Annotated in this window: 13 protein-coding genes; 12 read left to right on the top strand and 1 reads right to left on the bottom strand. The window is 70.2% G+C overall.

The features are described from left to right. Window positions 1-35: 35 nt before the first annotated feature. The 5 genes from C5B96_RS01455 to C5B96_RS01435 all read left to right on the top strand — a co-directional run bounded on the left by C5B96_RS01455 (window position 36) and on the right by C5B96_RS01435 (window position 11,382). Window positions 36-3,482: an ABC transporter permease gene (locus tag C5B96_RS01455; protein WP_104242207.1), complete on the top strand. Its 3,447-nt coding sequence runs from the start codon at window positions 36-38 to the stop codon at window positions 3,480-3,482. Continuing rightward, entirely contained in the window at window positions 3,479-6,385 is a 2,907-nt protein-coding gene (locus tag C5B96_RS01450; protein ID WP_104242205.1) for an FtsX-like permease family protein, read from the top strand. Before C5B96_RS01455 ends, C5B96_RS01450 begins: the two co-directional genes overlap by 4 nt. Next, window positions 6,382-7,389 carry an ABC transporter ATP-binding protein gene (locus C5B96_RS01445; RefSeq protein ID WP_104242203.1) on the top strand — a complete coding sequence of 336 codons (1,008 nt, stop codon included), beginning with the start codon at window positions 6,382-6,384 and terminating at the stop codon, window positions 7,387-7,389. Before C5B96_RS01450 ends, C5B96_RS01445 begins: the two co-directional genes overlap by 4 nt. Beyond that, window positions 7,386-8,090, top strand: a complete 705-nt coding sequence (locus C5B96_RS01440; protein ID WP_233188926.1) for an ABC transporter ATP-binding protein — start codon at window positions 7,386-7,388, stop codon at window positions 8,088-8,090. The genes C5B96_RS01445 and C5B96_RS01440 overlap by 4 nt, the downstream gene beginning before the upstream one ends. Before the next feature lie 61 nt (window positions 8,091-8,151). Then, complete coding sequence (locus C5B96_RS01435; RefSeq protein ID WP_104242201.1) at window positions 8,152-11,382, top strand: fibronectin type III domain-containing protein; 3,231 nt, start codon at window positions 8,152-8,154, stop codon at window positions 11,380-11,382. Between the two features lie 41 nt (window positions 11,383-11,423). Here C5B96_RS01435 and C5B96_RS01430 read toward each other — a convergent pair whose 3' ends face one another. Beyond that, window positions 11,424-12,155: a FadR/GntR family transcriptional regulator gene (locus C5B96_RS01430; RefSeq protein ID WP_158507096.1), complete on the bottom strand. Its 732-nt coding sequence runs from the start codon at window positions 12,153-12,155 to the stop codon at window positions 11,424-11,426. Between the two features lie 235 nt (window positions 12,156-12,390). Between C5B96_RS01430 and C5B96_RS01425 the strand changes: the two genes are divergently transcribed. The 7 genes from C5B96_RS01425 to C5B96_RS01395 all read left to right on the top strand — a co-directional run bounded on the left by C5B96_RS01425 (window position 12,391) and on the right by C5B96_RS01395 (window position 19,017). Continuing rightward, complete coding sequence (locus tag C5B96_RS01425) at window positions 12,391-13,722, top strand: ABC transporter substrate-binding protein (protein WP_233188925.1); 1,332 nt, start codon at window positions 12,391-12,393, stop codon at window positions 13,720-13,722. A gap of 107 nt (window positions 13,723-13,829) precedes the next feature. Then, window positions 13,830-14,675 (top strand): carbohydrate ABC transporter permease, encoded by an 846-nt coding sequence (locus tag C5B96_RS01420; RefSeq protein ID WP_233188924.1) that lies wholly within the window; start codon window positions 13,830-13,832, stop codon window positions 14,673-14,675. A gap of 3 nt (window positions 14,676-14,678) precedes the next feature. Beyond that, a complete protein-coding gene (locus C5B96_RS01415; RefSeq protein ID WP_104242192.1) occupies window positions 14,679-15,587 on the top strand; it encodes a carbohydrate ABC transporter permease in 909 nt (302 codons plus the stop codon). Window positions 15,588-15,615: 28 nt separating this feature from the next. Next, the gene (locus tag C5B96_RS01410) at window positions 15,616-16,800 is read left to right on the top strand and encodes a mandelate racemase/muconate lactonizing enzyme family protein (protein ID WP_104242190.1); all 1,185 of its coding nucleotides are present in this window, start codon (window positions 15,616-15,618) and stop codon (window positions 16,798-16,800) included. Continuing rightward, entirely contained in the window at window positions 16,797-17,132 is a 336-nt protein-coding gene (locus tag C5B96_RS01405; protein WP_104242188.1) for an L-rhamnose mutarotase, read from the top strand. The genes C5B96_RS01410 and C5B96_RS01405 overlap by 4 nt, the downstream gene beginning before the upstream one ends. After that, complete coding sequence (locus C5B96_RS01400; RefSeq protein ID WP_199176516.1) at window positions 17,129-18,037, top strand: amidohydrolase; 909 nt, start codon at window positions 17,129-17,131, stop codon at window positions 18,035-18,037. The genes C5B96_RS01405 and C5B96_RS01400 overlap by 4 nt, the downstream gene beginning before the upstream one ends. After that, window positions 18,034-19,017: an aldo/keto reductase gene (locus C5B96_RS01395; RefSeq protein ID WP_104242183.1), complete on the top strand. Its 984-nt coding sequence runs from the start codon at window positions 18,034-18,036 to the stop codon at window positions 19,015-19,017. The genes C5B96_RS01400 and C5B96_RS01395 overlap by 4 nt, the downstream gene beginning before the upstream one ends. Window positions 19,018-19,026 lie beyond the last annotated feature (9 nt).

The raw sequence follows: 19,026 nt of genomic DNA, 5'->3' as shown, positions 1-19,026 counted from the left end.
TCGCCGACGACGTTTCACGAAAGCTGGTTCAGGGGATGCGGGGTTGGGCGTCGACCGTTGTTCTCCGCCGGCTCGCGCGCGGCTGGGGTCTCGCGGCCGTCGTGACCGCCATCGCGGTGCTCTCGTGCACGGTCATGTCGCTGCTCGTCCTCCTGCTGGGCAGCGCCGAGACCACCGGGGTGCGCGCGTCGCTCGGGCAGCTCGATGCGGTGCAGTCGCGCATCGATGTCGACCTGGTGCGCCCCTCTGTCTCGCTGCAGGAGGCCCGTGCGGCGGCTGAGCGCAGTGTCGGGCGGGTGCTCGGCGACGCGGGAACGGTCGCCTCGCGAGGGTCGGCCGTGTCGGACTTCGGCACGATCGCCGGGTCTGCCGCCGACGGCGGCGACACCTACGCCGCCTTCGCCGAATTCGACGACATCTCCGGAAAGACCACCCTCACGGCGGGTGCGTGGCCGGGGCCACCGACCCCCGCGACAGCGGGCGCACCGCCCCAGGTTGCGGTGGCCGTGCCGCAGAACGCAGCGGCGTCGCACGGGATGATCGTGGGCAGCACCTTCGTCGAGGTCGTCGGCTCGACCGCGGTGACCGCCGTCGTCGCCGGGATCTATCGCGCCGATGACCCGGCCGACGACTTCTGGGCCGACGACGCGCTGCACGGCGCCGGGGAGATCATCGACTTTCCGAAACCGGGAGTGACCTTCTTCGTTCCGGTCGACGCGATCGGTCCGCTGTTGGTGGCTCCGGGCGCCCTCGACGCCGCGGCCATCCCGGTGCGGTTCTTCGACCTCGACTTCGTGCCGAGCTTCCCGAGCACCACAGCCGAGCAGCTCGGTGCGCTCTCTGCACGCCTCACCACCACCGATCTCACCACTGCTGTGGGGGATGTCGCAGCCCAGGTCTTCACCTCGACCGACCTGCCGGCCGCGGTCAGGCAGATCTCGACGGGGCTCACCGTGACCCGCTCGACCGTGGCCGTGGTCGCCGTGCTGCTGACCCTGCTGGCCGTGGCAGCGCTCTGGCAGGCAGCCCGGCTGTTCGCCGACTCGCGCACGGACGACCGTCTGCTCGCCCGGGCGCGAGGCGCCTCTGCACCCCGGCTGTTCGCCGTGGCGAGCATCGAAGCCGCGGCGATCGGTCTCGTGGCCGCCGTCACGGGGCCCCTGGTCGCCGCACTGCTGCTGCCCCTGGCACTGGCCGGCACCACCGGTGTGCCGGGCGGGGCGGCGGGCAGCAGCTCGACCCTCCCGGCCGACGGAACGGTGTGGGGTGTCTCGTCGGCTCTCGCACTGCTCTTCGTGGCTGTGCTGCTGCTGCCCCTGTTCGGCCGCTCGCAGGATTTCGCCGATGCTCCACGGGAGAGGGCGAGGCCGGCCCGAGCATCGAGCATCATGCGCTCCGGGGTCGACGTGGGCATCGTCGCGGTGGCCGCGGTGCTCTACTGGCAGTTGTCGCTCTACCGTTCGCCCGTGCGCGGTGTCGGTTCTCTCGCCGTCGACCCGCTTCTGGTGGCCGGGCCCGCCGTGGTGCTGCTCGCCGGAGCACTGCTCGTCACCCGCGTCGTGCCGCTGGTCGCGCGGGGTTTCGAGCGCGTGGCCCGAACGGCCCGCGGCATGAACGTCGCACTCGCCTCCTGGCAGCTGGCGAGGCGCAGCCAGTCTGCAGCGACCGTCATTCTGCTGCTGGCCCTGACCCTCGGTGTCGGCACGTTCAGCCTGTCGTACCTCGCCACCTGGCGCGGCTCCCAGCTCGACCAGGCGCAACTCGCTGTCGGGGCGCCGGTGGTGGTGACGGCCGACCCCGAGCGGGCGGCGGCCCAGGGCGGGGCGCTCGACGAGGGCGGGGCGCAGGCGGCATTCCCGGTCATCCGCCGGGCCGGACTCGTGGCGGGGCCAGGAGCCACCGGCGCATCGGGCCAGCCGCTCGTCGGCCCGCCGGCGACCGTCTTCGGCCTGCCGCACGCCGCCCGCGGCGTGATCGATCGCGACCGGCTCGCCGCGCTCGGCGGGCGCACCATTGCGCAGACGCTCGGCGATGCCGCGCCGCCGTCGGCCGGCATCGACCTGCCCGCCGGCAGCCAGGGCCTCGAAGCCCGCGTGCGGGTCTCGACCGCATCACCCCTCCCGGGCATCGGGGTGGGCGTACGGGCGCTCATCGAAGACGCGGCCGGCCTGGTCAGCGTGCTCGACTTCGGCTCTGTGGCAGCCGACGGCACCGACCAGCCGGTGCGCGCACTGCTGCCGACGACGACCGGCTCGGGCTTCGGCCCGTCGACCCGTTTCGTCGGGTTCCAGGCGACGTTCGCCCCGACCGGCGGCCCGGACGAGGCCACCGGTACAGACGGGGCAGCCGGCACAGACGAGTCAGCCGGCTCGACCGCGGCCGGCAGCGCGCCGGTCGTCAGGGTGGATGTCGCGGCATCCGTCACCGTCACCGGCCTCGCCGCCCTCAGCACGACCGCCGACCCCACCGTCTTCGGTTCGTCGCCGCTCGAACCGCAGGCGCCCGAGTGGAACGCCGTCTCCTCCGTCGCCCGGGGCACGACCCCGACGGCCACGTCGGCGGCGGGCTCCGCGACGCTCGACGTCTCCCTCCCTTCCGCGATCGACCCCGGCGGCGCGCGGTTCGCCCTCGTCGGCTGGAAGCCGCAGACGACCGTGACCGCGGTCGCCACCGACACCCTCGCCCAGAACCTCGCCGTACGACCCGGCCCGGGCACCGGCGCGACGATCGTGATCGACAACATTCCCGTGCCGGTGAGGCTCGCTGCCTCGGTTCCCTTCGCGCCGGGAGCGACGGGTGGCGCCCTGCTCACCGGCATCGGCCCGTCGCGCGACGCAGCGGGGCCGCCGGCGGTCATCGTCGTCGACGAGGTCTCGCTCGCCCGGTCGCTCGCGCAGTCGGGGTACTCCGACCCGCTGGTCGACGAATGGTGGCTCGACGTTCCGGCCGACGAGGCCGTCGCTTTCGTCGCGACGCACCCGGCGACGGGTTCGCTGGCGCCGACCCGCAGCATCCAGGGCCTCGTCGACTCTCTCAGCACGGGCCCGCTCCGCATCGCCTCGCCGGCGGCCCTGCAGATCAGCGTGCTCGCCGGGGTGCTGTTCGCCGCGATCGGTTTCGCCCTGCAGACGTCGGGCTCCCTTCGAACCAGACGTTCGGAACTCGCGCATCTGCGGGCCATCGGTGTCTCCCGGTGGCAGATCGTCGCGCTGATCGCCTCGGAATCCGCGATTCTCACGGCGCTCGGTGTGCTGCTCGGGAGCGCGCTCGGCGTGGCACTCAGCCTTCTCGTCGCTCCGCTGATCGGTGTCTCGCCGAACGGTGCGCCGCCCCTGCCCGACGTCGTCGTCGTGCTGCCCTGGGCGGGCATCGCCCTTCTGGCCGCGGGGGTCGTCGCCGGTATCGGCCTGGTCGTCGTCACGGTCGCCGCCCTCAGCCGCGGCATCGACCCGGCACGCATTCTCCGCGGGGGTGCCGAATGAGGGCTCCGGATGCCCGGCTCGGGCACCTCGCATCGCCGACCGTGCTCGCCGGGCTCCTGGCTGCTGTGGGCAGACGCTGTCGGTCGCTGCTCGCGGCCGCGCCGCTGCTGGCACGCCGGCGGGCGCGGCGGGACTGGCCGACGCTCGTCGCCTTCACCCTGGTCGCGGCGGTGGTCTTCTTCCTCACCGGAGCAACGCCCCGCTTCATCGACGACACCGCAGATGCCGGCGCCCGGCAGGCCGTCGCGGCCGGCGGGGCGAAGGCCGATCTGGTGGTCTCGACAACGGTCGCGCCCCGCTCCCCGAACCAGGTGTCGCCCGCGGTCGACCCACGAGACGTCGCCGACGTAGCCGACGGGTTGGCCTCGAAGCTGCCCGCTCCGCTCGCCGCGGTGTTCGGGAGCACGACGGCGACCGTGACGAGCTCGCCGACGACCGTCGTGGCTGTCCAGGGTGCGGCGTCGGGCGCGGCACCCGCGTTCCGCCTCCGTTTCGGGCTGCTCACCGACGAGGCGGCCGGCGCTCTAGAGCTCGCGGGCGGAACGCTGCCGACGACCGCAGAACAGCCGGAGGGATCCGGCCCCGTCGACGTGGTGATCTCCGATCGCGGGTCGGCGAGCACCGGCTTGCCCACCGGAGCGGTGCTGCAGATCTCGGGCAACCCGCCGGCCGCCGTGTCGAAGGGGCCGCAACCGCCGACACCGACGGTCGCGATCCGTGTTGCGGCCGTCGGGCACCCCCGAGCATCCGCCCCGCAGAGCATCTTCGCCGACGAGCCGGGTTTCGAGAACCCGCTCGCCCTCTCGGGTTCGACACCGAACACCGAGGTCACCGTTCTCGCGAGCGCCTCAGCCCTCAGCCGACTCGGCCTGCAGACACCGGTGACCTTCGACGGGCAGCTGCGGGTGCGCCTCGACTCCTCCCGGTTCACGTCGGCGCTGATCGGCGAGGTCGATGCGTCGATCCGGTCGCTGAAGGCCAACAACACGCCGCTCGTCGGCGGCTCGGGCTACCCGTTCGTAATCTTCTCCGGGTTCCCGGGAGTCTCCGAACCGTTCATCGGGCAACTCCGGGCGAGCTACGCGCAGATGCAGCTGGTGCTCTCGGGGCTGGTCGGGATGGGGCTGGCCGCCATCGTCATCGTGGGCCGGCTGCTCGCCCGCCGACGCGGGCCCGAGACGCAGCTCGAACGAGCCCGCGGCGCATCCTTCAGAGCGGTGGGAACGGTCGCCCTCGTCGAGAGCGCCCTGCTCACCGTGGTCGCTGCCGCCCTCGGTGTCGGCGCTGCAGCGACCCTGGGCGCGGGCGCCGTCAGCCCCACCCTGCCCCTCGTGGTCGTGGCAGCGGCCAGCCTGCTGGCGACGCCGGTGCAGGCGCTGCAGCTCGGCGGAGCGTTCCGCCGCCGCCGCCGCCCACCGCGCGACCGTGCCGCGAGGCGACGGGTCGCGGCCCAGGCAGCCGCCCGGCGCCTCGTTCTGGAACTCACCGTGCTCGCGGCGACGGCAGCGGCCGTGGCCTCGCTCCGCGGGCGCGGGGTGAGCGCGGCGCTGCCCCGACCGACGGAGACCGACGGGATCATCTCGGCGGCGCCGCTGCTTCTGGGACTCAGCGTGAGCATCGTGGTGCTGCGGGTGGTGCCGCTGGTCGTCTGGGCCGCAGCGCGCCTCGGCGCGCGGAGCCCCGGTGTGCTCGGCGTGCTCGGTGCGGCAGGCGCGGCCCGCGCGCTGCGGGGTGCCACGCTGCTGCCGTTGCTGGCCCTCACCATCGGGTTCGGGCTGGCGGCCAGCGGCTCGCTGCTCACCGCGACGATCGCCGACGGCCAGGTCGACGCGTCGTGGCAGTCGGTCGGCGCCGATGTGGTCGCCCGGGGCGCCGTCTCCGCCGCGGAGGCAGACGCCGTAGCGGCGTCGCCGGGGGTGAGCGCGGCGTCGCTGGTGCAGCTCGAGGAGGGGGCCGTGGTCGACCTCGGCACATCGACCACGGCCGCGAACGTTCTCGCAGTCGACAAGAACTACGTAAATCTGCTCGACGCCGTCGAGCGCGCGAGAACCGGCGGCGGGGGGATCGCCGACGACACGCGGGCGCAGTTCGGCGATCTGGCAACGGCAGCGCCCGCCGACGCCAGTCTCCCCGGCGCTGACGCACCGCTTCCCGTGCTCGTCGACCCGCAGCTCGCCGAATCGCTCGTGTCGAACGACATCATCGTGAACGTGGCAGGGCAGAACGTGCGGCTGCGGGTGATCGGAACGGGGCCGGCAGCTCCCGGCTCGCTCGGCGCCCGCACCAGCATCTACGTCGATCTCGACCAGCTGGCCGCGCGCGTTGGCGCGGCGTCGTCGAACGCGGCGTCGTCGAGCGCGGTGCTGCTCGTCACCGGCAACGGCGCCCGGGCGGCAACGGCCGGGCTCGAACCGGGCGCCGACGTGCAGACCCGCGCGGGATGGATCGAGGCCCAGCGTTCGCTGCCACTGGTGGGCGGCGTGCAGACCCTGTTCGCCGCCTCCGTCGGCGCCTTCGGAGTGCTCGCCCTGCTCGCGCTCGTCGCGACGTCTCTCGCCGGTTCGAGGGATCGTGCTCGGGAGCTGTCGCTGCTGCGCACGATCGGGTTCTCGCCCGGCCTCGGCTGGTGGCTGGCCTTCGTCGAGCTGCTCCCCGTGGTGCTCGGCGGCATCGTCGGCGGCGCAGGGGTCGGCTTCGGCATCGTGCTGCTGCTCGGCCCGGGCCTCGACCTCGACGCGCTGACCGGTGGGCGGTCGGCCCCCGGGCTCGTCGTCTCCCCCGGCGCGGTTCTGCTGCTCGCGGGGGCGGCGCTCGGGATGCTCGGGGTCGCCGTGCTGGCGGAGGTGCTGGCCCAGCGCCGCAACACCATGATCGGTGTACTTCGAATCGGAGGAACGGTATGACCACACTCACCGAACGGGCCGAGTACGGCCGCTCGGCCCTGATCGTGTGCGACAACCTCGTGCGCATCTTCCAGGTGGAGAACATCGAGGTACTCGCGCTACAGGGGCTCGATCTGCTCGTCGACGAGGGCGAGATGATCGCCATCGTCGGCGCATCCGGCTCGGGGAAGTCGACGCTGCTCTCGATCCTCTCGGGTCTCGACACCCCTACGGCCGGGCGGGCGCGAGTGGGCTCGTGGGATCTGCTGCAGCTGAGTGCCGCCGACCGCCTGGCCTACCGTCGCGAGACGGTCGGCTTCGTCTGGCAGCAGACCGCGAGAAACCTCCTGCCGTACCTCTCCGCCGCCGAGAACGTGGCGCTGCCGATGGCGTACGCCGGGGTTCGCGCACGAACCCGCACCCGGCGGGCCCGCGACATCCTGCACTCCCTCGGTCTCGGCGCGAAAGCCGACCGGCGGCCGGGCGAGCTCTCGGGCGGCGAGCAGCAGCGGGTGGCCATCGGGGTGGCCCTGGCGAACCGGCCACAGGTGCTTCTCGCCGACGAACCCACCGGCGAGCTGGATGCCCGAACGGGCGAGGAGGTGTTCACAGCGTTGCGCTCGGCGAACGAGAACTTCGGCACCACCGTCGTGATCGTGACGCACGATGCCGAGGTCGCCGGGCAGGTACAGCGCACCGTCGCCATTCGTGACGGGCGCACGGCGAGCGAAGTGGCCAGGCGCACGGAGACGAACGAGCACGGAGCGACGCGAGTGGTCGCCGAGGAGTTCGCGCTGCTCGACCGGGCCGGGCGGCTGCAACTGCCGAACGGGTATCGCAGCGCCCTGGGGCTCGGCAGTCGGGTGCGACTCGAGCTGGAGCCCGATCACCTGGGGGTGTGGCCGGTGGCGCCGCCGCCGGAATCCGGTTCGGCGCCGGCAGCGGCGTCGCCAACCGCAGCGGAAGCGGAAGCGCCGCGACCGCCCGCCCGACCGGCGGCGCGCAGGGCGAGGCGAGCCCGGTGAGCGACGCGACGACCCCGGCCATGATCTCCGTGCAGAACCTCGGTCGCAGCTACCCCACGCCCGCCGGAGAGGTGCCCGCCCTGCGCGGCGTCACGTTCGACATTCCCGTCGGGTCGTTCGCGGCCCTGGCGGGGCGGTCGGGGTCGGGGAAGACCACCCTGCTCAACTGCATCGGCGCGCTCGACCTGCCCACCAGCGGCCGGGTGCAGATTGGCGGGGACGAGATCACGACGCTCTCGGAGGCCGAGCGCACCCGTCTCCGGCGCACGCGCATCTCGTTCATCTTCCAGACCTTCGGGCTGCTGCCGATGCTCTCGGCGGCCGAGAACGTCGGCCTGCCCCTGCGCTTGGAACGCCGGACCACCGCCGAACGGCAGTCGCGCGTGCGGCACCTGCTCGAGCTGGTCGGGCTCTCGGATCACGCCGACCAGCGCCCTGCCGAACTCTCCGGCGGCCAGCAGCAGCGCGTGGCGATCGCCCGTGCCCTGGCGAACACGCCCCAGTTGCTCATCGCCGACGAGCCGACGGGCCAGCTCGATGCCGAGAACGGCGAGGCGATTCTCGACCTGCTGCGAACCATCGTGCGCACGGAGGGCACGACCGCCCTCATCTCGACGCACGACCCCCGGGTGCAGGCCGGCGCGGACGTCACACTGCGCCTCGCAGACGGCGTTCTGCAGAACGGAAGGGGGTTGGTTTAAACATCATACGTATGCTAAACCGGTTGTCGGGGGCAACGGTGCCCTCCGAAAGGACGCAGTGATGAGATCCCAGCTCGACGAATCGCCATCAAGCGGGAGGGGCAGGCGCCGAGGCGCGCTGCTCACTCTGCTCGGCGGCAGTGCCCTCCTCGCGGCAACGCTCACCCCTCTGAGCGCTCAGGCCGCATCGACGCCGACCTACTACGGCTCCCCCACCGGTTCCGGTTCCGGCCAGTGCAGCCAGTCCCAGCCGTGCTCGCTCGAACACCTGCAGCAGGTCGTGCGCGCCGACGCAAAGCAGAGCGACGTCTCCGTGCAACTCGCCGACGGAACGTACCGCCTCAGCGCACCGCTCCGCTTCGACGACACCGACGGCGGCGGCAGCCACACGGTCACCTGGGCGGCCGCTCCCGGCGCCCATCCCGTCATCTCCGGTTCGTCGGATGTCGCGACCTGGTCGAAGTCCGACGCGGGCGCCGGCATCTGGGTCGCCGACACCCCCACGGGCGTCGACACCCGGCAGCTCTACGTCAACGGTGTCATCGCGCCGCGCGCATCCCTCCGCCTGAACAATGCGGATGTCACGCCGACCGCCACGGGCATCACCATCAACAACCCCTCCCTGGCCTACCTCGCGACCCTGCCCGACCAGGGCCGCATCGAGTTCGAGTCGCTCGGCGACTTCACGAACAGGTATTCGCCGGTGCAGAGCATCAGCGCCACCGCCATCTCGATGGTGCAACCCATCTGGAACAACAACACCTGGGGTTACGACACGGTTCAGAACTCGTTCCTCGCCGGGCCGAGCTGGTATCTCGACAACTCGCTCAGCTTTCTGACCCAGACGAACCAGTGGTACATCGACCCGACCGGCGGCAAGCTGTACTACAAGCCGGCCGACAACGTCGACCCGAACCAGCTCGACATCGAGCTGCCCCGCATGCAGTCGCTCGTCGACATCGGCGGCACCTACGACAAGCCGGTCTCGGGACTCGCCTTCTCGGGGCTGCAGTTCTCGGGCACATCGTGGCTCGGCCCGTCGACCGACGGGTACGCCGACCAGCAGAACGGCACCTTTCTGAAGGGCACCTACGACTACCGCCCGGCAGACGCCTTCAGCAGCTGCTCGCGTGGCTGCGAGGCCTTCGAGCGGGCCCGCACCCAGTGGTACCAGGAGCCTGCCGCTGTGCAGGTGTCGGCTGCCAGCCGCATCTCGTTCACCGGCAACACCTTCACGAACCTCGGCCAGTCGGCGCTGGGTGTCGGCAACGACGCCAACGCGACGACGACGGGTGTCGGTCTCGGTGCGAGCAGCGTGCAGATCGTCGGCAACCGGTTCACAGAGACCAGTGGCCACGGCATCGCGGTGGGCGGCGTACTGCCCGACGCGCACCACCCGAGCGACCCGCGGATGACCAACCAGGACATCCTCATCCAGAACAACACCATCAACCGCGTCGCTGTCGACTACAAAGACAACAGCGGCATTCTGAGCACGTACGTCACGAACGCGAGCATCCTGCACAACGAGGTGTCGAACGTTCCCTACGACGGCATCGACACCGGCTTCGGCTGGGGCACGAACGACGCGGGCGGGTCGAACGACTACGTCGACCGCGGGTACTACAAGTGGAACACGCTCTACACGACGCCGACGACGCTGAAGAACACGAAGGTCGAGGGCAACCTCGTGCACAACACGAAGGCGCGCTTCGCCGACGGCGGCTCTGTCTACAACCTCTCGGCGAACCCGGGTGGCGTGGTGGACAAGAACTACCTGTTCAACATCTCGGGCGTCGGGCTCTACCTCGACGAGGGTTCGCGGTCGATGGTCTACGAGAACAATGTGGTGTCGGGAGGGTCGTTCGTCTTCACGAACGCCTACAGCAACCGCAACAACACCAGCGACAACGTGATCCGCAACAACTGGTACAACTCCGGCGGGGTCTCGGCCCCGAACGCCGCAGCGCACAACAACACCCTCACGAACAACGTGAAGGTGACGGGTGCGGCCTGGCCGCAGGGCGCCCTCGACGTGATCTGCGCCTCGGGTGTGGCACCGGAGTACCGCACCTCGCTGAACGCGAACCAGTTCGGCTTCAGCCAGTGCCCGACCGATGCGCCCGTGAGCAGCGACTTCAGCACCACGGGAGCGTCGGCTGTGAACTCGGTGTTCCGGCAGAGCGGCACCAGCTTCGGCATCGCCGCGGCAGGCGCCGACATCTGGAGCGCCGGATCGACCAAGGCGGACCAGTTCGGCTCGATCTATAAGGCAGGCTCGGTGAATGCGCTCTCGAGCGTGTCGACCAGGGTCGTCTCGGTGAACGATGCCAACGGTTCGGCGAAGTCCGGCGTGATGGTGCGGAACGACATGACCAAGGCCGGCTCCTCCGCCGGCTACGCGGTCGTCGCCGTGACCGCCCGCAACGGCGTCGTCTTCGAGTGGGATGCCAACGGTGACGGGTTCCTCGAATCCGAGGCCAAGGCGAACGTCGACATCTACCGTCCGATCTGGGTCAAGCTGGCCCGGGCAGGCACCGCGTTCACCGCGTCGTACTCCTACGACGGGTCGAACTACACCGCCATCGGCTCGCCGGTCACTCTCTCGTCGGCTGCCGCCACGCAGGACGCGGGGATCTTCTCCACCTCGCACGACGTCAGCCAGTCGGCGATCAACCAGTTCGACGCCTTCGCCGTGACGGCAGCCACTGCTCCGGCAGCGCCCGCGGCACCCTCCGTGGGGCTCGGCGACAAGGCCGCCAAGGTCAGCTGGCAGCCCGGCGCCGACGGTGGCTCGCCCATCACCGGCTACACGGCGACCGTAACACCGGGCGGCGCGAGCTGCACGGTGGCGGCTCCCGCCTCGAGCTGCCGCATCGAGGGGCTCACGAACGGCAGCGCCTACACCTTCACGGTGACGGCGCAGAACGCCTTCGGCACCTCGGCGGCATCGGCTCCGAGCGCGCCGGTCACCCTCGGGTTCCCCGCGGGCGGCTCCGACGTGGGAGTGTCCGTCTCCGCCAAGACCCAGTGCATCAACGGTGCACCGTCGCTGGCGGTGTACGTGATGAACAAGGAAGCCGTGAAGGTGGATGCCCGGGTGACCACCGGTCTCGGCGAGGTGAAGGTGTCAGGGCTCGCGCCCGGTGCGTCGAAGTACCTCACCTTCGCCGGAACCGGAACGGAACTCGCCGCCGGCACGGGCACCGTCGCCACCTACAAGTACGTGAACGGTAAGGGGTACTACACCGTCTACCAGCTCGCGTACGCGGGGGTGAGTTGCTCGAAGTAGCGCCTCACTGAAGCAGACGAGACCGTCTGGCCCACCCCGGGTCAGGCGGTCTCGTTCAGTGCGAGCAGGCGGCGTTCGATCTCGAACCGGTAGTCCTCGAGCGACCGGCGCACGTGGTGCGCTGCCCGCTCGCCAGCCAGCTCGGAGTCGCCGTCACGGATCGCCTCGAGAATCTCCGAGTGCTCGCGGATGGCGCGCTCGGCGTCTGTCACGTCCTGGCCCAGTTCGAGAAAGCTCACCTGGGCCTGCAGCTCGCGGATGCGCACCACCGCATCGACGAAGAAGATGTTGTGGGAGCTCTCGGCGAGGGCGGTGTGGAAGCGCTCGTCGGAGCGCGTGAACGCCGTCCAGTCGCGGCGCCCCGCCGACTCCCGGCCGAGTTCCACCGCGTCTTCGAGCGCGCGCACCTCCATGGGCGCGGCGTGCGACGCGGCCAGCCTGGCCGCCTCCCGCTCCTGCACCGCGCGAAAACGGAAGAGGGCGGCGATCTGGTCCATGTCGGTGGGGCGGAACGGCACGGGATGCGCTCCGCGCAGGGATTCGGTACCGCGGCCGACGAACAGTCCTCGGCCGCGTTCGGCCTTGACCCGGCCGATGGCCGAGAGCATTTTCAGAGCGTCGCGCACGGTGCGCTGGCTGGTTCCGAGCTCGGCGGCGAGCTCGGATTCCGTCGGCAGACGATCGCCCGGCTTGAGGTCGCGGCTCGAAATGAGAACGATGATCTCGTCGACCACCCGCTCGTACGCGGGCCGATAGTCCTGGCCAGATGCCACAGTTGCTCCTCCAAGCTCTCTAGACAGATTCTCGCACGCAGAGCGTCGGGGACGAGCTCTTTTCCCACCAAAATGAATGACATCCATTTTTCGGCCATTTGCTCCACTAAGCGGTTGATATCGCTCCAGCTATCGGTTATGGTCGCTCTGACGCGCATGGTCGTCAATGAAGTCGACAGAATGAAGGACATCGATGTTCCCACTGTTTGGTAAGACCCGAACCCGGCGACGGGCCGTGTTCACACTCGGAGCGACGGCCATCACCGCTGTCGTGCTCAGCACCGCCGGGTGCAGCGGCTCCTCGTCGTCGACCGCCGACGGCGAGTTCGGTTTTCCCCAGGTCGCCCAGAACACCTCGGCCAAGATCACGGTGTGGGTCGACTCCGACCGCCAGGCCGTCGTCGACGCCTTCGAGGCGGCACACCCCGAGATCGCCGTCGATGCCGTCTCCTACGACGGCTCGGCCAACGGCTCGAACTCCTTCCGCACCAAGATGCAGCTGTTCGACCGTGCCGGCAGCGGCTGGCCCGATGTCGTCTTCTCGTCGCAGAACAACGACGCGTCGTGGGCCAGCCAGGCCTCGAACGGCAAGCAGGCCTTCGCAGCCCAGCTCGACAAGGGGCTCGTTCCCTCCGACACCCTCTCGAACTTCACCGAGGGGTCGTTGAACCCCTGCACGGTCGACGGCAAGGTGTACTGCCTGCGCAACGACCTCGCGCAGAGCGTGCTCTGGTACAACCAGTCCCTCATGACGCAGTTCGGCTACACCATGCCCACCACGTGGGAGGAGTACGAGGCCCTCGGCAAGAAGGTGGCCGCAGAGCACCCGGGCTACATCATCGGCACCGCCGGCGACGCCTGGACCCCCGAGGTGTACTTCTGGGCGAGCCAGTGCCAGGCCAACGACGTGACGGGCCCGCGCGAGGTCACCGTCAACACCAGCAGCGACGAGTGCACCCGCGCAGCCAAGATGCTCGACGACCTGCGCGCCAACGGCACCGTTCCGAACGTGAGCGTGTTCACGCCCGAGTTCCTGCAGCAGTACACCGGCAAGGTGCTCATGCTGGCCGGCCCGGCCTGGTACGCCGGGGCGATCTTCAACAACCCCAACTCCCTGAACGTTCCCGCCGGTGAGCTCGGCGTCGCCGCTCCGCTGCCCTGGCAGGGTTCCGATGCGGTGACCGGCAACGTGGGCGGTGGCACCTGGTTCATCAGCAGCCACTCCGCCAACCTCGCCGCAGCGGCCACCTTTGCCGAGTTCGCCACGACCGCCGATGACTACCAGGTCGAAAAGGCACCCGGTTACCCGGCCTACGCTCCGGCAGCCACGAAGTGGGTCGCCAAGCAGGAGGCGAGCGGCTACTTCGGTACCTCGCTGCAGCCGCTCGTCGAGGCCGGCTCGCAGATCTGGACCGGCTGGGGTTCGGGAATCTTCAGCCAGGAGGCCATCTGGGCGAAGACCATCACACCGGCGATCGCCGGCGGCCAGTCGATCGCCGACCTTCTGCCCACCTGGCAGGATGCGATCAAGAACCAGGCCCAGGTCGACGGGTACACCGTCAAATGACGGTTCCCGCCCTCTCGACACCGAAGCCCGCCGGCGTGGCAACGCGCCGGCGGGCTTCGGCCGGGGCCTCCCCTGAGTCCGCACGACCCGGCAAGAAGCGTTCGACGATGTCGTACGTCTTTCTCTCGCCGTACCTCCTGCTCACCCTGGCGTTCGGAATCTTCCCGGCGCTCTACGCCGTGGTTCTCGCCTTCACGAACGGTGCGGGCGACTTCGCGGGGGTCGACAACTTCACGCAGGTGATCGCCGACTTCCGGTTCTGGCCGGCTGTCGTGCACGTCGCGGTGTACCTGGTCATCTGGCTCGTCTCGCTCGTGCTGCTCGTGACCCTGCTCGCCATCGTGGTGCATGCGATCCGCGTGCGCTGGCTGAGCACGACGCTGCGCTTCGTGTTCTACCTGCCCGGCGCACTGGCGGGGGCATCCTCCGTTCTGCTCTGGCTGTTCGTGCTCGACCCGACGTCGAGCCCGGTCAGCGGGCTGCTGAACCTCCTCGGCTTCCAAAGCTTCGTGCAGGTCATCGTGCCGGGCAACCTCCCGCCGGTGTTCGCCATCATCGCCTTCTGGACGGGGGCGGGCGGCTGGATCGTCATCATGTACGGCGCGCTGAACAACATCAGCGCCGAGGTGATGGAGGCGGCGCGCATCGACGGCGCGAGCACGCTGCAGATCGCCACGCGCATCCAGATCCCCCTGCTGCGCAAGTGGATCGCCTACATGGGCGTGATGTCGCTGGCGGCCGGAACGCAGCTCTTCGTCGAGCCCCAGCTGCTCTCGCAGGCCAGCAATGCGGTCGTGCCCAACGACTACTCGCTGAACCAACTCGCCTACCAGTACGCGTTCCAGCAGAACAACTTCAATGGCGCCGCCGCCATCTCCCTGCTGCTGCTCGTGGTGGCCCTCGTGCTGTCGACCGTCTTCGTGACGCGCGGCGGACTCTTCGATACGGAATAGGACATGACAGCCACCAACCTCCAGAGCCCCGGCCGCAAGGTCGGAGCGCGCGGCTGGACCGCGCGAACCGTCATCGGCGTCGTTCTCGTCGCCTTCGTGCTCTTCTTCGCCATCCCGATCATCTGGCTGCTGCTTGCGACGACCAAAACCGGGCGCGACCTCGTCACGATCAACCCGTTCCTGCCGGGCACGTTCGACGGCCTGATGACGAATGTCACTCAGCTGATCGGCTATCAGGACGGAGCCGTCGCGACGTGGATCGGCAACTCGACGGTCTACACCGTCGGCGCCCTCGTCATCACCCTGGTCGCGAGCATCCCGGCCGGCTACGCCCTCGCCCTGACGGAGTTCAAGCTGCGCCGGGCGATGCTGGTGCTGACCCTCGTGCTGATGCTGATGCCGAGCACCGCGCTCGTTCTGCCGATCTTCCTCGAACTCAACACCGTCGGCCTGATCGGCAGCCCGCTGAGTGTGATTCTGCCGATGTCGTTCTTCCCCTTCGGCGTCTACCTCACCTACATCTACTTCTCGACGAGCATCCCGCAGGATCTGCTGGCTGCGGCGAGACTCGACGGCTGCGGCGAGTTCCAGGTCTTCACCCGGATCGCCCTCCCGCTCGCCACCCCGATCGTCGCCCTCGTGGGATTCTTCAGCTTCGTGCAGAACTGGAACAACTTCTTCCTGCCGTTCGTGATGCTGCCCTCGAGCAACTCGTACCCGATCCAGGTCGGCCTGACCTCGCTGCTCGCATCGACCCCGGCGTTCAACCCGAGCTCCGCGGGTGCCCAGTCGGTGCAGCTGCCCACTCTCGCCCTGGCGACCGTGGTGTCGGTTCTGCCTGTTCTGATCATCTTCCTGTTCTCACAGCGCTTCCTCGTCTCGGGGATGACGGCCGGCGGAACCAAAGAATGACCGCGACCCGTTCGCCGAAGGAGTTTTCATGAAGATCACCGGCTACCGCAGCCTGGTAACGATGCACAACTGGGAACGCCGCACCGGCGACGCCAACGGCGTGATGCCCGGCCACCAGACCCCCGTGCACGTGCTCATCCTCGAGACCGACGAGGGAATCGAAGGCGTCGGCCTCGGCGCCCACGGTGACATCGACCGGGTGTTCGGGGCGGTCGAGGGCGAAGACCCGCGCGCCGTCACGGCTCTCTACGACCGGATGCTCGCCCGCACCTTCAAGGTCGGTCACGCCGGCTCGGTGTTCGGTGCCATCGGCGCGATCGACATGGCCCTGTGGGACCTGAAGGCGAAGCTCGCAGACGAACCGCTCTGGCGAACCCTCGGCGGGCGGGACCGCTTCGTGCGCGGCTACGCCTCGGGCCTCGAGATAGCCCTCGACGACACCGCCCTGATCGACCTCTACGAACGGTTCGCCGACCGCGGCTTCTCGTCGGCGAAGATCAAGGGCGGGCGCGACCTCGACCACGACCTCCCCCGCCTGCTCGGCGTGCGCGACATCCTGCGGCGGAATGCCCCGCGACCCGCGATGATGCTCGACGTCAACGAGTCGTGGAACCGCTCGCAGGCCATCCGCTACCTCACCGAACTCGAGACCCACCTCGACCTGACCTGGATCGAGGAGCCTGTGCGCCGGTGGGATGCCGCGGGCATGCGCGCGATCCGCAATGCGGTGCGCGCGGGTGTGGCGAGCGGCGAGAACCTGACCGGGCTCGAACAGTTCCGCCCGCTGCTCGACGCCGAGGCGCTCGACATCGTGCAGGTGGGCAACGTCTGGGGCATCACGAACTACCTCCGGGTCTCCGCTGTCGCGCACTCGCACGATCTGCCGGTGAGCCCGGTGACCTACAACTGCAACCCGCTCGCCCACGCCTCCACCGCGATCCCGAACCATCTGGTGTCGGAGGTGCAGGATCTGTCGTTCCCCGTCGGCCTCAGCGTCGACCAGGAGTTCGCCGACGGCGGCATCGTGCTGGGCGACAGGCCCGGCCTCGGAATCGAGGTCGACGAGTCGCACATCCGCGTGGTGACGGCCGAGAACCCGGCCGCCGTGCTGACCGGCCCCCACGTGCGCCCCGAGCGCGCGGGGCTCCGCCTGGTCGACCGCGACGACGAGCGCCCTGTCGCCGACCGCGACCTCGCCGGAGCCGGACGGTGAGCGGCGTCGAGCGGCACGCCCTCGTCGTCGGGGTCCGCCCCGAGCTGCGGGAGGAGTACCTCGCCCTGCACAGGGCCGTCTGGCCGCAGGTCGAGCAGACTCTTCGCGAGTGCCATTTCACCAACTACTCGATCTTCGTCGTCGAGAACACGCTGTTCGCGTACTACGAGTACACCGGCGACGATCACGCCGCCGACCTCGTGCGCATCGGCGAGGACCCGGTGACCCGCGAATGGTGGACCAAGACCGACCCGTGCCAGGTGCGCATCGTGCCCGAGACCGACCCCGGAGCGCTCTGGCAGCCGCTCGAAGAAGCCTGGCACCTCGCGTGAACGGAGCGATCGACGCGCACGTGCACCTCTGGAACCGCGCGACCGACCCGCAGGACTGGATCGACCCGCTGACGATGGGCGCGATCGACCGTGACTTCGGCCTCGCCGAACTCGCCGGAATGCTCGATGCGACCGGCGTGAGCCGGGCCGTGGTCGTGCAGTCGTCGAACAGCCTCGCTGAGACCCTGCGGCTCCTGGAGCTGGCGGCAATCGACCCGCGCATCCTCGGCGTCGTCGGGTGGCTCGATCTGACGGCGGACGTTCCCGCACAGCTGGCCGGCATCCCTGCCGCGCACCGTGAGCACCTCGTCGGGGTGCGGCACCTGGTGCACATCGACGACGACGAGGAATGGCTCGGCCGGGCCGACGTGAATGTGGGCCTCGACCACCTCGGTGAGGCCGGTCTCGCGTTCGATCTCGTGGTGCGCTGGTGGCAGCTGCCGCTCGCCGCGAAGACCGCCTCCCGGCACCCCGGCGTGCGTTTCGTGCTCGACCACCTCGGCGGCGTACCCGCCGAGACCGGCGCACCCGGCGAGCCCGACAGGGTGGCCTGGCGCGACGGCCTGCGGGCCCTCGCCGGGCAGCCGAACACCGTCGCGAAGGTGTCGGGGGTGAGCGGCCTGCTCGACGCGGGGACGAGTCGCGACGAGCTCGATCGCCTCGTCGACATCGCCGTCGACGCGTTCGGAGCCGACCGCCTGATGTTCGGGTCGGACTGGCCGCTCGTCGAACTCGCCGCAGGCGCCGCCGGCTGGCGGCAGATCGTCGACCGCCAGGTCGAGGGCTGGGGCTGGGCTCCGGATGCCCGGCAGAACCTGCTCGAAGGCACCGCCCTGCGGAGCTACCGCCCCGACAGCACCCTGCGGAACCACCACACCGACACGACCGATGGGAGCCTCCGGTGACCGACCTCACTGCCCTGCTCGACGGCCTCGGCCCCCACACCCCGCGGATCGGCCTCGGTGGCGGTCCGCTCGGCAACCACGGTGTCGCCATCAGCGACGACGATGCGGCGGCCACCGTTCGGGAGGCCTGGGATCTCGGGATCCGGTACTTCGACACAGCGCCGCACTACGGGCTCGGCCTGGCCGAACGCCGCCTGGGCGAGGCCCTGCGCGGGCGGCCGCGGAAGGAATTCATCATCTCGTCGAAGGTCGGGCGGCTGATCGTGCCCGCTGAACAGCCCCGGGAGTTCGACGACGACGGCTTCATCGTGCCCGGCGACCAGACGAGGCAGTGGGACTTCAGCGCCGCCGGGGTGGAGCGCTCGCTCGACTCCAGTCTCGAGCGCCTGGGCCTCGACTACATCGACATTCTGCTCGTGCACGACCCCGACCAGGCCTGGCCGGGTGCCGCCCGGGAGGGCCTCGACTCTCTCGCCCGGCTGAAGGCCGACGGCCGGGTCGGCGCGGTGGGCATCGGCACCAACAGCACGGCCGGGCTCGAGACGTTCATCGACGACGGCACCGTCGACGTGATCATGTTGGCGAACCGGTACAGCCTGCTCACCGACGATGCACTCGAGCCCGTGCTCGAACCCGCCCGACGGGCCGGAGTCGCCGTCGTGGCCGTCGGCGTGTTCGGTACCGGGCTGCTCGCCACACCGCGGCCCGTTGCGGGCGCGAGCCTGGAGTACCGCGCTGCAGACCGCGCAGCGATCGAGCGCGCCGAAGCCATCGCCGACGTCTGCGAGGCCCACGGAACCGATCTGCCGACGGCGGCGATCGCCTATCCGCTGCTGCACCCCGCGGTGCAGGCGGTGGCGCTCGGGATGCGGTCACCGGCCGAGGCGGCAGCGAACGTGCGCCGGGCCGCGGCGACGGTGCCCGCTGCGCTCTGGGTCGCCCTGGCCGACGCGGGCCTAGTGCCGGCTCCCGTGGCCTGAGGCCGGGCC

Source organism: Subtercola sp. Z020, assembly GCF_002931235.1.
Lineage (GTDB): Bacteria > Actinomycetota > Actinomycetes > Actinomycetales > Microbacteriaceae > Subtercola.
The sequence above is the reverse complement of the archived record's forward strand: the minus strand, read 5'-3'. Positions and strand labels throughout refer to the sequence as shown.